This is a genomic window from Micromonospora sp. NPDC049836, from assembly GCF_044465125.1.
Classification (GTDB): Bacteria; Actinomycetota; Actinomycetes; order Mycobacteriales; family Micromonosporaceae; genus Micromonospora.
The window spans coordinates 577,267-591,573 of the sequence record NZ_JBITLH010000003.1 but is presented as its reverse complement, the minus strand read 5'-3'; the positions used below and the strand labels follow the sequence as shown (position 1 = coordinate 591,573).

11 protein-coding genes are annotated in these 14,307 nt (G+C 76.8%); 4 read left to right on the top strand and 7 right to left on the bottom strand.

Going from position 1 to position 14,307, the window contains the following annotated elements:
* Window positions 1–206: 206 nt before the first annotated feature.
* Genes ACIBPB_RS10610 through ACIBPB_RS10600 form a run of 3 tightly spaced genes read left to right on the top strand, consistent with a single transcriptional unit; the run spans window position 207 to window position 3,982 of the window.
* The gene (locus tag ACIBPB_RS10610; protein WP_396839288.1) at window positions 207–1,895 is read left to right on the top strand and encodes a hypothetical protein; all 1,689 of its coding nucleotides are present in this window, start codon (window positions 207–209) and stop codon (window positions 1,893–1,895) included.
* Window positions 1,892–3,358, top strand: coding sequence for an NADH-ubiquinone oxidoreductase-F iron-sulfur binding region domain-containing protein (locus ACIBPB_RS10605; protein WP_396839287.1), 1,467 nt, complete (start codon window positions 1,892–1,894; stop codon window positions 3,356–3,358). Before ACIBPB_RS10610 ends, ACIBPB_RS10605 begins: the two co-directional genes overlap by 4 nt.
* A gap of 21 nt (window positions 3,359–3,379) precedes the next feature.
* Window positions 3,380–3,982: a TlpA family protein disulfide reductase gene (locus ACIBPB_RS10600; protein WP_396839286.1), complete on the top strand. Its 603-nt coding sequence runs from the start codon at window positions 3,380–3,382 to the stop codon at window positions 3,980–3,982.
* A gap of 134 nt (window positions 3,983–4,116) precedes the next feature.
* Here ACIBPB_RS10600 and serS read toward each other — a convergent pair whose 3' ends face one another.
* The 5 genes from serS to ACIBPB_RS10575 form a co-directional block, all read right to left on the bottom strand.
* Complete coding sequence (gene serS / locus ACIBPB_RS10595; RefSeq protein WP_396839285.1) at window positions 4,117–5,403, bottom strand: serine--tRNA ligase; 1,287 nt, start codon at window positions 5,401–5,403, stop codon at window positions 4,117–4,119.
* Window positions 5,404–5,724: 321 nt separating this feature from the next.
* Window positions 5,725–6,807, bottom strand: coding sequence for a MerR family transcriptional regulator (locus ACIBPB_RS10590; protein ID WP_396839498.1), 1,083 nt, complete (start codon window positions 6,805–6,807; stop codon window positions 5,725–5,727).
* Between the two features lie 47 nt (window positions 6,808–6,854).
* A complete protein-coding gene (locus ACIBPB_RS10585) occupies window positions 6,855–8,030 on the bottom strand; it encodes a saccharopine dehydrogenase family protein (protein WP_396839283.1) in 1,176 nt (391 codons plus the stop codon).
* A gap of 33 nt (window positions 8,031–8,063) precedes the next feature.
* Window positions 8,064–9,206, bottom strand: coding sequence for an alcohol dehydrogenase catalytic domain-containing protein (locus tag ACIBPB_RS10580; RefSeq protein WP_396839282.1), 1,143 nt, complete (start codon window positions 9,204–9,206; stop codon window positions 8,064–8,066).
* The gene (locus ACIBPB_RS10575) at window positions 9,203–9,640 is read right to left on the bottom strand and encodes a hypothetical protein (RefSeq protein WP_396839281.1); all 438 of its coding nucleotides are present in this window, start codon (window positions 9,638–9,640) and stop codon (window positions 9,203–9,205) included. Before ACIBPB_RS10575 ends, ACIBPB_RS10580 begins: the two co-directional genes overlap by 4 nt.
* A 189-nt stretch (window positions 9,641–9,829) precedes the next feature.
* Between ACIBPB_RS10575 and ACIBPB_RS10570 the strand changes: the two genes are divergently transcribed.
* The gene (locus ACIBPB_RS10570) at window positions 9,830–12,664 is read left to right on the top strand and encodes a LuxR C-terminal-related transcriptional regulator (protein WP_396839280.1); all 2,835 of its coding nucleotides are present in this window, start codon (window positions 9,830–9,832) and stop codon (window positions 12,662–12,664) included.
* Between the two features lie 42 nt (window positions 12,665–12,706).
* On the opposite strand, the gene ACIBPB_RS10565 is transcribed toward ACIBPB_RS10570, so the two are convergent.
* Entirely contained in the window at window positions 12,707–13,258 is a 552-nt protein-coding gene (locus tag ACIBPB_RS10565; protein WP_396839278.1) for a DsbA family protein, read from the bottom strand.
* 142 nt (window positions 13,259–13,400) lie between these two features.
* A complete protein-coding gene (locus ACIBPB_RS10560; protein WP_396839277.1) occupies window positions 13,401–14,078 on the bottom strand; it encodes a BON domain-containing protein in 678 nt (225 codons plus the stop codon).
* Window positions 14,079–14,307: the final 229 nt, after the last annotated feature.

The following is a 14,307-nucleotide window of genomic DNA, read 5'->3' as shown; positions in this document are numbered from 1 at the left end:
AGCGTGTTGCAAAACCTGTCAACGCATGGACATCTGTCGTTGCGTATCGCGCCGGATGCGGCTACACGCACGCCGGCTCGGGCCGGTTCGACGAACCGGCCGAGAAATTCGCCACCGGGCTGATCCGTCCACGCCGTCCGTCCGTACAGGAGGAGGGAGCAGGCACCGGTCGGTGGGGGCGCCGCCGCGAGACGATCGAGGAGCAGATGGCCCGGGCACAACAGAACGAGAAGCCGACGACCGTCCGCACCGCCAGCACCAGCCGTGGCGTCCGGACCATGTCGAAGCCCGCGATGGTCGCGCTCGGCGGGTCCGCGCTCGCCGCCGCGTGGGCCGGCGTCGAGCTAGCCGGCGCGGGCGGCGCCCTGTACGCGTACGGATTCTTCTTCACCGAGTTCTTCGCCGGGGTCGTCGCCCTGGTCTCGCTCAGCCTCACCGTGATGATGGGGCTGCTCGCCACCGACCGGCTGGTGCTGCGGATCCCGCACCGGGTGCTGCTCCAGTCCGCCCACCGGGCCACCGGCATCCTCGGCGTGGCCGGGCTGGTCTGCCACGTCATCACCAAGGTGGCCACCGGCCGGGCCGCGCCCACCGACGCGCTCGTGCCGTTCATCGGCGGCCGTGGCCTCTACGTCGGGCTCGGCACCGTGGCCGCCTTCCTCATGGTGAGCGTGCTCTGGACCGGCCTGGTCCGGGTCCGCTTCGCCGGGGTCGGACCCAAGTGGTTCTGGCGCGCGTTGCACTCGTTGGCGTACCTCTCCTGGCCGTTCGCGCTGCTGCACGGACTCAACGCGGGGCGGGCGGCGAGCACCTGGGTGCTGCTGAGCTACCTGGCCTGCGTGCTGCTGGTGGTGCTGGCGCTGCTGGTCCGCCTCTCCGTGCACCTCGGCCGCCGCAGCCGCGAGCAGCACCAGGCCGCCGCGCTCAACAAGGCGATGACCGGCCGGGCCGAGGACGGGAAGGGCCTGCTCGCCGGGCTCACCCGCAAGCGGGCGGGCGGCCGGGAGGAGAAGGAGAGCCGGTCCGGCCGGCGGGAATCGAGCTGGGCGGAGGCGACCGCCACCTGGACCGCGCCGGCCGGCACCGCCCGCCGCCGCGACCCGGAGCGGTTCGCCGTACCCGTGGTGCCGGAGCCGGGCTCGCTGCGCGAGCCGGTCCGGGCGGCGGCGACCCGCCGCCGGGCCACGGCGGAGCCGGTCTCCGGCGCGGCCGAGCTGGCCCCGGCCGCGCGGCGCGGCGGCGGACGCCCGGCCCGGCGCGAGGAGGACCGGCCGACGCGCACCGACGAGCGGTCCGGGCGGCGCGACGCGGACCGGTCGGCGCGGCGCACCGACGAGCGGCCGGACCAGCGCCGCGAGGAGCGCGACGCCGAGCGGTCGACCCGCCGCTACCGGGACGAGGAGGAGCGGGCCGGTCGCCGGTCCCGGACCGCCGCCCGGCACTCCGCCCCGCCGGACGCCGGTGGCCGCCACTCCGCCCCGCCGGACCCCGGTACCCGCTACTCGGTCCCGCCCCGCCGCACCGACCAGCCGGAGGAGCCGTGGGACAGCCCGCGCCGCTGGTCGGCCCGGCCGGTCTCGGGCGAGCCGATCTCGGCGGGCCCCATCTCCGGCAGCCCCGTCTCGGGCAACCCGATCTCGGCCGAGCCGCGCAGCGACGCCGGCCGGCACAGCGTCGAGGCGGACGTACCGGAGGAGCCGGACTACTGGCGCCCGCCGGCCCGGTACGCCCCCGAGGAGGTCTTCGTCGACGACACTCCCACCCTGGTCGACCTCGCCTCCCGCCGGGCGCTGCGGGCCGCCGGGGAGGGCCGCTCCGGCCGGCGCCGCCGCCGGGCCGACGCCGACGCCGTCGACGGCGCGTACTGGGCCGGGCTGCGGGGTGAGGCGAAGTGATGCGGACGACCGTGCCGCCGGTCGCCTGCGTCGGCGAGCCCCGCCTCACCGCCGGCTTCGCCGAGTTCGGCCGGCTCGACCTGCTGGCCCACGAGGACGTGCACGGCCCGATCGGGCCGATGGAACCGGCCGCCCTGCTGCGGCTCGCCGAGGCCATCGACCTCAAGGGCAAGGGCGGCGCCGGCTTCCCGTTCGCCCGGAAGCTGCGCGCCGTGCTGGAGTCCTGCGAGCGGCAGGACCTCTCCGCCGTCGTGGTGGTCAACGCCACCGAGGGCGAGCCGGCGAGCTGGAAGGACAAGGTCCTGCTCACCCGGGCCCCGCACCTGATCCTGGACGGCGCGGCGCTGGCCGCGTACGCGCTGGACGCCGAGGAGATCGTCATCGGCGTGGCCGACGACGACATCGGCCGCCCGTCGCTGACCGAGGCGTTGCAGGAGCGGCGGATGCCGGTGCCGACCACCGTGGTCACCGTGCCGCACCGGTTCATCTCGGGGGAGGGCGGCGCGCTGGTCAACGGCATCAACGGGCTGCCGCACATCCCGCCGGGCACCAAGAGGCGGTCCAGCGACTCGGGGGTGAGCGGGCTGCCCACCCTGCTCTCCAATGCCGAGACGTACGCCCAGGTCGCGGTGGCGGCCCGGATCGGCCCGTACGAGTACGCGGCGCTGGGCACCGACGACGAGCCGGGGACCGTGCTGCTCACCGTCACCGGGGCGGCGAAGCGGCCGGCCGTGGTGGAGTGTGCCGCCGGCACCCCGCTGCGGGACATCCTCGACCTGTGCGAGGTGCCCGACGGGCCCGGCATCCTGATGGGCGGCTACCACGGCAAATGGATCACGCCGGAGGCGGCGGACCGGGCGGAGGTCTCCCGCAAGGGTCTCGCCGCCGTCGGCGGCACCCTCGGCGCCGGCATCATCGTCCCGCTCGGCCGGGACACCTGCCCGCTCGGTGAGGCCGCCCAGGTGGTCCGCTACCTGGCCGGTGAGTCCGCCGGGCAGTGCGGCCCCTGCAAGATGGGCCTGCCCGACCTGGCCCGCGCGGTCGACCTCGCGGTCTCCGGCAGCGCGCCGGTCGAGGTGGTCCGCGCCGCGGCCGGCGACGTGAAGGGTCGGGGCGCGTGCAGTCACCCCGACGGCACCGCGCGTTTCGCCCTCTCCGCCATGGAGGTGTTCGCCGAGGACCTGCGGCTGCACGCCACCGGCGAGGGGTGCGGCAAGCGGGTCAAGGGCGTGATGGGCCTGCCCGGGGCGCCCGACGGCAACCCGCAGAAGCTCACCCTGGACTGGTCCCGCTGTGACGGGCACGGACTCTGCGCCCACGTGGTGCCGGACTTCATCCGGCTCGACGGCAACGGTTACCCCGCCTTCCCCACCACGCCGGTGCCCACCTGGCTGCGGGAGGGCGCGCTCAAGGCCGTGAAGGTCTGCCCCGAACTCGCGCTCCGGCTGGTCCGGGCCGAGTAGCCGACGCCAGAGGAGGCGCGGATGTCCCGCAGTTCACCGGCGCCGGACCGGCCGGCCCGCCGCCTCGTCTCCGCCGTCGCGCTCGCCGTGGCGCTGGCCGCCCCCGTCTCCTGCGCGGTCGCCCCGGAGCGGGCCGCGCCGGTCGGCGCCGTGGCCCCCGCGTCGCCGGCCCCGACCGGCTCGGCGCGGCCGGCCGCCCCGTCGGTCCCGGCCCGGGTGCCCGAGACGCTGGCATTCACCGCGAAGACCCTCGACGGTACGGCGTTCTCCGCCGCCGCCCTGGCCGGGCGGCCGGTGGTGCTGTGGTTCTGGGCGCCCTGGTGCGCCACCTGCGCCAGTCAGGCGTGGACGGTCGCCGAGATCGCCCCCGCGTACCGGGACACCGTGCCCATCGTCGGGGTCGCCGGGCTGGGTGAGCAGCGGGCGATGAAGGAGTTCGTCGCCGAGTTCGACCTGGCCGGTACCACGCAGCTCGACGACCGGGGCGGGGCGCTGTGGCGGCGCTTCGAGGTGGTCGAGCAGAGCACCTTCGTGATCATCGACCGGGACGGCCGGGTCGTGCACCAGGGCTTCCTCGACGGCGAGGCCCTGACCCGTCAGGTTGCGGCGCTGGCCCGGGGATGACCGGTGGCCCGCTGCTCGCGCTCAGCGCGGGCATGCTCGGCGCGGCGGCCGTCGGGGTGGACCGGGCCTGGTGACGGCGAACGGCGGGACCCGGGCGACGCCCAGGCCCCGCCGTCACCGCGGGACCGCTCTGCTCAGCGGACCGGGGTGAGCCGGTCGGTGCCGAGATTGTCGTGGAGCACCTCCGGCACCAGCACCGAGCCGTCGGGCTGCTGGAACTGCTCCAGGATGGCCGGGAAGAGCCGGCTGGTGGCCAGCGCCGACCCGTTCAACGTGTGCACGAAGCGGGTCTGCTTGCCGCCCGGCTCGCGGTAGCGGATGGCCGCCCGGCGGGCCTGGTAGTCGCCGCCCCAGGAGACCGACGACACCTCCTTGTACTTGCCGGTGCTCGGCATCCAGACCTCGACGTCGAGGGTCTTCTTCATCGCCGCGCTGGCGTCGCCGGCCGCGAGCAGGCTGGTCTGGTGGTGCAGCCCGAGCTTGCCGACCAGGCCCTCCACGTGGGCGACCATCGCCGCCAGCGCGGTGTCGGCCTGCTCCGGCAGGGTGAACTGGAAGATCTCCACCTTGTTGAACTGGTGACCCCGCACCGTGCCGCGCTCGTCGGAGTGCGAGCCGGCCGCCTCCCGCCGGTAGCACGGGGTGTAGGCGAACGCCTTCAGCGGCAGCTTCGCGGTCTCCAGGATCTCGTCCTGGAACGCGCCGAGGATCGCCGTCTCGGCGGTGGGCAGCAGGAACTGCCCGCGCGGCGCGGACTGCTTGTCCAGGTGGTAGACGTCGTCGTAGAACTTGGGGAACTGGCCGGCGGCGAAGCCGGCCGAGTCCAGCAGCAGGTGCGGCGGGAGCAGGAACTCGTACCCGGCCTCGATGTTCTGCTCGATCAGCCAGTTGACCAGCGCCCACTCCAGGCGGGCGCCCATCCCGGTGTACATCCAGAAGCCGGAGCCGCCGAGCTTGACGCCGCGCTCGTGGTCGACCAGCCCGAGCGCCCGGCTCAGCTCCACGTGGTCGCGGACCTGTTCGATGGCCGGCGGCTCGCCGAAGGTCCGCACCACCCGGTTGGCCTCCTTGCCGCCGGCGACCACGTCGTCGGCGGGCAGGTTGGGCAGCTCGCTCATGGTGCCGCGCAGCCGGGACTGCACCTCGTCCAGCTGGGACTCCAGCTCGGCGAGCTGCTTGCGCTCCGCCTCGGGCGCGGCCGGCTCCGGCGTACTGCCGGAGCGCTTCGCCTGCGCGTACGCCCGCGCCTCGGCCTTGCGGCGCTGCCGCTCGGCGTCGATCTCCGTGATGAGGGCGCGGCGTTCCTGGTCGAGCCGCTGGATCTCGTCCAGCGCCCGATTGACCTCGGCGGGATCCAGACGCTTCGCGAGCGCGGTTGCCACCGCCTCGCGATCCTTCCGGATCAACTCCATGTCGAGCATGCTGCTCCGTACGCCTCCGTCCAGGCAGTCAGGTGGGACCCCCAGATGCTACCGTCGCGGCCCGGCCGGCCCGGTCCGCCCCGGGCGGGAAGGCCGCGGGCGGCGGTCGTCGCCGCACGACTCGGGTGACCGTACGTGATGATGCCGGTGCCCGCCGGCGCGATCACGCTGGGTGATGAACGGCGGTCGCCGGACCGGACCCACCCTGGCGGGCCCGCGTGCTGCTGGCGGCGGGGACGGCGGCGTTGGGTCGGGGGCACCGAGCCGGGGTCGGGGTCGGGCACCGGACGGCCAGCCCGGCGGCCGGGCCGCCGCAAGCCGTCAGAGGCGCACCGGCATGAGGATCGAGAACGCGTCCGCGCCGTCCGGGCGGCGCAGCGCCAGCGGGGCGATCGGGCCGTCCAGCTCCAACACCAGCTGGCCCCGGCCCCCGGCGTCCAGGGCGTCCAACAGGTACTCCCGGTTGACCCCGATCCGCACCGCGTGCGCGACCGCCTCGTCCGGCCCGACCACGTGCAGGGCGCCCCGCTCGTCCAGGCCGAGCACGGTCACCTCGTGCGGCGTCCCCGCGTACTCCCGGATCAGCACCGGCGCACCGGCCGCGGTGAGCGCGCCGCGCAGCGCGGCCACGTCGACCGGCACCCGGTAGGTGGGCGAGCCGGTCGAGCCGGTCGAGCCGTGCAGCAACCGCCGGTAGTCGGGATAGTCGTAGGGCAGCGGGACGGCGGACACCATCCGGCCGGCGACCGCGACCTCCACCCGCTCCGGCAACACGGTGAGGTGGGCCGCCGGGGTGATCTCGACGCCGGTGTCCAGCAGGGCGCGCAGCGCGTCGACCGCGTCGACCGGGAGCAGCACGCGCAGCGCCGGCCCGTCGACCGTCGCGACCACCCGGGCCACCGCCAGCCGGTGCCGGTCGGTGGCGACCAGCCGGACGCCGTCCGGTTCGACGTCCAGCAGCACGCCGGCCAGCACCGGCAGTTCCGGGTCGGTGCCGACGGCGAAACGGACGGCGTCGACGGCGGCGGCCAGGTCGACGCGGGACAGCACGAGGCGGGTGGTCACGGGGAACTCCTCCGGTTCGATCAGCGTACGGATCCGGGAGAGCTCACGGCGGGCGTCGGCGAGGCCGTCCTCCAGCCGGCGCAGGTGCGCGTCCAGCAGCCGGTGCACCGCGGCCGGCCGGTGCCGGTCCCGCAGCGCCTCGGCGATCCCCGCCAGCGGCATTCCGACCCGGCGCAGCCCGGCGACCAGCCGGGCCGGGGCCACCTGCTCGTCGGTGTACCAGCGGTAGCCGGTGACCGGGTCGACGAAGGCCGGCACCAGCACCCCGGACCGGTCGTAGAACCGCAGCGCGCTGACCGTCAGGCCGCTGGCCCGGGCCAGCTCGCCGATGCTGCGCAGGTCGCTCTCCACAACGCCGGATCCTGGGCCCTCAACCCGGTCGAGGGTCAAGCGCCGACCACCCGGAAGGTCATCCCCGCCCGGACCAGGCGGTCCAGCATGGCGTCGCCCATCGCGGTCACCGTGGTCACCTGACCGGCGGTCGGCGGGAGGTCGTCGAAGGCCAGGCAGAGCGCCGACTCGGCGAGCATCTTCGCGGTCTCGTCGTACCCGGGATCCCCGCCGGCCACCTCGGTGAGCACCGTCCGTCCGCCGCCGGTGCCGACGAACCGCACCTGGAACCAGGACTTCGCCCGCTGCTGCGCGCTCGGCCCCTGCCCGGAGGAGAGCCGCCCGAGCAGCCAGCGCCGGGTCGGCGGCAGTTTCACCAGCCCGACCAGGCCGGCCAGGCCCACCCCCGCGGCCAGCACCGTGGGCAGCCGCTTCACCGCGGCGAAGTGCCGGTAGCGGAAGTCCGGGCCGTACTCCGGGCGGGCCGCCGCCGACCGGCGGACCACCTGCGGGTCGATGGTCGGCAGCGGCACCGCCCACATGCCGATCTCGGTGGCCCGGCCGACCTTCCCGGGCACCGCCCGGACCCGGCGGCCCGCCGGCCGCGGCTCGACGGCCCGGCGGGCCTTCGCCGCGCGGCTCATCTGCGCCGTGCGGGAGAACGCGGTCAGCGCCGAGTGGTACGTCCCGGCGGAGAACCGGCCGCCGGCCCGCACGTAGCCGTCCACGGTCACCGGCCCGTCCGTCGGCAGTTGCCGGACGGTGAACCAGGCGCCCAGGTCGTGCGGGATCGAGTCGAAGCCGCAGGCGTGCACCAGCCGCGCGCCGGTACGGACCGCCTCGGCGTGATGCCGGACGTACATGAGGTCGACGAACTCCGGCTCGCCGGTGATGTCGAGATAGTCGGTGCCGGCGGCCGCGCACGCCGCGACCAGCGGCTCGCCGTGGTGCACGTACGGGCCGACGGTGGTGGCGACCACCCGGGCGGCCTCCGCGACGGCGCGCAGCGACCCCGGATCGGTGACGTCGGCGGTCAGCAGCGGCAGCTCCGCCAGGCCGGCGTCGATGGCGACGAGGCGGTCCCGCACCGCCGCCAGCTTGCCCGGGTTGCGGCCGGCGAGGGCCCAGCGCAGCCCGTCCGGGGCGTGCCGGGCCAGGTACTCGGCGGTCAGGCCGCCGGTGAACCCGGTGGCGCCGAAGAGGACGAGGTCGTACGGGCGGTCGTCGCGCATCCGCCGAGTGTGCCACCAACGGGGGCCGGCGGCTCACGGGGAGAAGACCGCCCGTACGCAGCCGTCCGCCCGGTCCCGGAACAGCGCGTAGCCGTGTGCGGCCCGCTCCAGCGGCAGCCGGTGGGTGGCCAGGTGCTCGGTCCGCAGCTCGTCGCGGGCCATCCGGTCCAGCAGGGTCGGGATCCAGCGCTGCCCGTGCTGCCGGCCACTGCGCACGGTCAGCCCCTTGGTCAGCACCGCGCCGAGCGGGAACGCGTCGACGACGCCGGTCCAGGTGCCGAGCACCACCACGGTGCCGCCCTTGCGGCAGGCGTGCACCGCCTCGCGCAGCGCCGTCGGCCGCTCCCCGCCGTCGCCGAGCCGGCCGAACCGTCCCCGCCGGTCGGCCCCCATGCCGACCGCCTCCACGCACACGTCCGGGCCCCGGCCGCCGCTGCGTTCCCGCAGCTCCGCGAGGACGTCCACGTAGCGGTAGTTGAGCGGCTCCGCGCCGGCGTGCCGGGCGGCCATCCGTAGCCGCTGGTCGTCGTCGTCGACGATCACCACCCGGGCCGCGCCGCGCAGCACCGCCGCCCCGGCGGTGAGCTGCCCCACCGCGCCCGCGCCCCAGACCGCCACCACGTCGCCGGGCGACACCTCGCCCAGCTCGGCGCCCATCCAGCCGGTCGGCGCCGCCTCGGCGGCGAAGACCGCCCGGTCGTCGCTGACCCCCTCGGGCACGGTGAACGCGCCGACGTCGGCGTAGGGCACCCGGACGTACTCGGCGTGGCTGCCGGCGAAGCCGCCGGACCGGGCGGGGTGGCCGTAGCAGCCGGCGGCGCTCTCGCCCCAGGCCGGCTCGGTGGCCGCCGGGGCGCCGTTGTCGCAGCAGCCGTAGTTGCCCTGCCGGCAGAACCAGCAGGCGCCGCAGGCGATGGAGGCGCAGACCACCACCCGGTCGTCGACCCGGTGCCGGCGCACCTCCGGCCCGACCTCGACCACCTCGCCGACGAACTCGTGCCCGAGCACGTCGCCGACGGCCAGGTGGGGGAGCCGGCCGGCCAGCAGCGGCAGGTCCGCCCCGCAGGTGGCGCTGCGTCGCATCCGGACGATCATGTCCTGGGCGTTGCGCAGCTCCGGGTCGGGGACCTGGCGCACCACCAGCCCGTCGGCGCCTGCCCAGCAGAGTGCTCTCACCCGGTCGTCCCCGGGCGGTCCAGCCGGGAGCGGTCGGCGCGCAGCACCTCGCCGGTCTCGGCGAGCTGCTTGACCTCCCGCAGCACCTGCCGCACGAACCGGCCGGGCTCGTCCCCGACCAGGTGGGCGGCGAGTCCGGGCAGCTCCGGCTCCCCGCCGAGCGGCCGGGCCGCCAACTCGGTGCCGCGCCCGCCGGGCGCCGGTCGGGCGGACAGCTCCACCGCCCCGTCGAGCCGGCGCAGCGGTTCCGGCCACCGCCCGCCGGGGAGCAGCTCCTCGGGCCGGCCGGCCACCGTGACCACCTGCCAGCGTCCGGGCCGCGGATCGGTTCCGGCCGGGCCCGACCGGACCCCTTCCCGGCGTACGAGGGCGCGCGCGGCGGTCACCCCGGCCGCGACCACCAGGGTGATCACGCCACCGGTCAGCCGTCCCATCCGTGCCACCTGTTCCTCCCGTCGTCGCGGGGCGTCGGGCGGCCGGTCACGCGCGGCCGGCCGCCCGCGTACCGCCAGCGTCGGGCCCGGCCGGGTGAAGCCGGCTCGCCCCGAAGGGGTGAACCGGTCCGGGCCGGGTAACCGCGCAGCGCACGGCCGCGGGGGAGTGGACGCGACGGGGGAGGGCGCATGGCGCAGGAGGCTGACCGCGTCGAGGTGGCCGGAACGCCCGGCGACGTCACCGTGCCGCCGGACGCCGCGCCGGGCGACGACCCGGTGCCGGTGACTGCCGCGCCGGGTGGTGGCGTCGTGCCGGTGGACGCCGCGCCGGGTGGGCCGCCGCTGCTGGCGTCCCGGTTGGCCGCGCCCGCGCCGCCCGGGCCGCTGCTGCTGCGGCCGCGACTGGTGGACCTGCTGGAAGCCGGAACGGCCGGCCCGGTGACCCTGGTCGCCGCGCCGGCGGGCTGGGGCAAGACCACCCTGCTCGCCGCCTGGGCGCGCGCCACCCGGGCCGAGCCACCGCCCGCCTGGGTGTCGGTGGAGGGCGGGGACACCGGGGAACGGCTCTGGTCCTACCTGGCGGCCGCCCTGCGCGGCGCCGTCACGGGAGCACCCGAGCCGGGTGGGTCGCCGGTGCCGGACGCCCCGCCCCGCCCCGACCAGCTCGAACTGCTCGCCGCCGCGCTCGCCGCCCGGGACCGTCCGGTGCTGCTGGTCCTCGACGACCTGCACCGGATCACCGACCCCGGCGCCCTGGCCGGCCTGGAGTTCCTGCTCCGGCACACCGAGGGGCGGCTGCGGCTGGTGGTCGGGGCGCGGACCGAGCCGCCGCTGGCGCTGCACCGCTGGCGGCTGGCCGGCGAGCTGACCGAACTCGGCCCGGCGGAGCTGGCGTTCACCGACGACGAGGTGGCCGACCTGCTGGTGGCGCACGGGGTGCCGCTGCCCGCCGCGGTGGTGCCCCGGCTGCGCGACCGCACCGGCGGCTGGCCGGCCGGGCTGCGCTTCGCCGCGCTGGCGCTGCGTGGCGGGGCGGACCCGGGGTGGGCGGTCGAGCGGTTCGGCGGCGACCAGCCGGACGTGGCCGCGTACCTGCGCGACGAGGTGCTGGCCCCGCTGGACCCGGACGCCCGGGACGTGCTGCGGCGCAGTGCCGTCGCGGCGGCCGTCTGCGCCGACCTCGCGGAGGCGGTGACCGGGCGGGCCGATGCCGGGCAGGTGCTGGCCGACCTGGCCCGGTCGGGCGGCTTCGTGCACCACGACGGGGGCGCGCCGCCCTGGTACCGGTGCCATCAACTGCTAGCCGAGGTGCTCCGCGACGAGTTGTCCCGGCTGCCCCATGACGAGCTGCGCGAGCTGCACCTGCGGGCGGCCGGCTGGTACGCGGGCAACGGCCGGCCGGCCGAGGCGCTGCGGCATGCGCTGGCCGGAGGCGACTGGGACCGGGCCACCGAGCTGCTGATCACCCGCTGGCCGGAGCTGTTGCCGTACGACGGGGACGACCGGGCCGGGGCGCCGCCCGCCGCGCCGCCCGCGGCGGCGGTCCGCCGGGATCCGGAGCTGGCGCTGGCCTGCGCCGCCGAGCGGGCGTACGCCGGGGACCTCGACGCCGCCGCCGGGCACCTGCGGGAGGGCGCCGGCCACGCCGCCGAGCTGCCCGTCCCGCGCCGGGACCGGGTCCGCCGGCTGGCCGCCGCGCTGGAACTCACCCTGGCCCGGCTCGCCGGCGACCATGCGGAGGTACGCCGGGTCGCGGCCCGGCTGCGCGCCACCGGTCCCGTCCCGGCCGGGTCGGGCGATCCACGCGCGGGCGCCGGGGAGGAGGCCGACATCCGGGCGGTCGCCGGGACCGCGCTGGGCCTGGTGGCGCTCGCCGAGGGGGCGTTGACCGCCGCCGGGGAGCGGTTCGCCGAGGCGCTGGCCGCCGCCCGGGAGGCGGGCCGGCCGCGCACCGAACTGGTCTGCGCCAGCCGGTCGGCGTTGCTCGACGCGGCCCGGGGCGAGCTGCGGGCGGCCGAGCGGACCGCGCGGGAGGCGTTGGCGATGCCGCCCGGGCAGGGCTGGTCCGGCCAGGTGGACCGCGGGTACGCGTACCTGGCGCTGGCCCTGGTCGCCGGGGAGCGGGACGACCCGACGGAGGCCGCGGCGAACCTGGCCCTGGCCGGCCCGGCCAGCGCGGCGCCGAGCGTGGCGGCGTTGGCCGCGCTCTGCCGGGCCGAGCTGCTGGTCGCGGCGGGCGACCCGGCCGCCGCCCTGCGCACCCTTGGGGCGGCCCGGGAGACCGCGCCCGGGGTGGAGCCGGCCGCCGGCCTGACCGCCGCCGAGGCGCAGGTGCGCGCCGCGGTCGGCGACGTGGACACGGCCCGCGCCCTGCTCACCGACGCGCTGGACGAGGGGGAAGGCGGGCCGGACGCGGCGGTGGCCGGGGCGGTGGCGGCGGCGCTGGGGGTGGCACTGGCCCGGGTCGAGCTGCGGGCCGGGGACCGGCGGGCCGCCGAGCGGGCGCTGCCGGACTGGGCCGGGCCGGACGCCCGGTCGTGGCCGCGGCCGGTACGGGTCCGCGCCGGGCTGCTCGACGCCGTGCTGGCCCGCGACGCGGGCGACGAGCGGCGGGCCGGGCGGATCCTGGAGCAGGTGCTCGACCTGGCCGCGCCGGAGGGGTACCGGCGCGACTTCACCCGCCCCGAGCCGGGGGTACGCGACCTGCTCGCCGCCCACCTCGACTCGGGCACGGCGCACTGGGCGACGGTGAGCGAGCTGGTCCGCGGCGCCGACGAGCGGGACGCCGACGGGCCGGCGGAGCGGGCGCCGGCGCCGGCGCGGGCGCTGGACGAACCGCTCACCGAGCGGGAGCTGACCATCCTGCGCTACCTGCAGAGCATCCTGTCCAACGTGGAGATCGCCAGCGAGCTGTCGCTGTCGGTCAACACGGTGAAGACCCACGTCCGCAACATCTACCGCAAGCTCGACGCGACCCGCCGGCGCGAGGCGGTCCGGCGGGCCCGCGAGCTGCGGTTGATCTGACCGGTCCACCGCCCGCCGGGCCGGCGGGCGGTGGGCGGCGCGTCAGGGATGCTCGGCGGCGTCGACGGCGGCCAGCAGCTCGGCCAGGTCGTACCCGCCGTCGTGGCGGACGTCGTTGACGAAGAGCGTCGGGGCGGCGGTCACCCCGCTGCGGATGCCGCCCACGAAGTCCCGCCGGACCCGGTCGGCGTGCGCCTGCCGGCCGACCTCCCCGGCGACCTCGTCCGGGGGCAGCCCGAGCTGCTCGACGCCGAGCGACAGGTGCACCGGGTCGAGCTGGTCCTGGTGCTCGTAGAGCCAGTCGTGCAGCTCCCAGAACCGGCCCCGTACGGCGGCGGCCTCGGCCGCCTCCGCCGCGCTCTCCGCGTACGGGTGCACGTTGGCGATCGGGAAGTGCCGGTAGACCAGCCGGACGCTGTCGGCGCGCTGGCGCAGCACCTCGGCCAGGTTCGGGTACGCGGCCCCGCAGTACCGGCACTGGAAGTCGCCGTACTCGACGATGGTGACCGGTGCGTCCGCCGGCCCGCGCGCGTGGTCCGCCTCGCTCACCGGGACGTGCAGCCGGGCGCTGGTCACCTGCAGTGGCGTGGTCATCGGGTCATCCCGTCCCGGGTCGACGGCAGGGTGGGCCCGGGCGCGGGACGCCCGGGTCGGCGCGGGCCGTTCGGTTCAGTCATGTGACCCACCGTGGCCCGCGAGCGGGTGAGCGGGGATCACCCGCCGAGGGTGGTCCGGCTCAGGCGCCGACCGTCACGTGGTTGTGCACCTCCCGGATGCCGGGCGCGGACCAGACGATCCGTTCGATCTCCTCGCGCTCGGGGATGGAGTGCACCAGTCCGGCGAGCACGGCGGTGTCGCCGTGCACCCGCACACTGATCCCCTCGGCCTCGGTGGCGCGGTTGCGGGCCAGCGCGTCCACGATCCGCTCGGCCAGCTCGCGCCCGTCGGAGCGGGTGGCGGGCCGGACGGTGATCCCGTTGCTCACCCCGCGTACGCCGGTGAGCCGGCCGACCGCCCGCTCGGCGGCCCGGCGCTGGTACTCCCACTCGACCTCGCCGTGCAGGGTGACCCAGCCGTCGGCGACGGTCACGTCCAGCGCCTCGAGCGGCACGAAGGCGTCCCACTCGAGGGCCCGGCCGGCGGCGGTGGCGATCTCCGGGTCGCTCTTCTCGGCGGAGGTGGCGATCCGGACGGCGAGGTCGTTGGCGACCGCGCGGACCCGGGTGACCCGGTGGGCGGCGCGTTCGGCGGCCCATTTCTTGGCGTAGCTGTCCACCCAGCCGGTCAGCGTGACGACCCCTTCGGTGACGGTCACCCCGATCTCGTTGGGGCGTACCCGGGGCTCCCAGGTCAGCTCGTCGAGCACGTCGGACTGGATGTCCTGGTCGGTACGGGCGATCGTCGCGGTGGCCATGCGATGGCTCCCTCCGGATCGGTTTCCTGGCGCGGACGGCGGCTGCGGCACGCACACCCGCACCACCGATCCTGTCCACACCCCGGGTGACCTGCCCTCATCCCATCCGGGTGGGACGAGTTAGTTGGGAACGCTTCCAAATTCGACGGCCGGGCGGTTAGGGTGAATGTCCCTCGGCTGCGGGAGCCGCGTTCGCCGACGGGGAGCCCGGGCAGCTCCCCACCGTCCC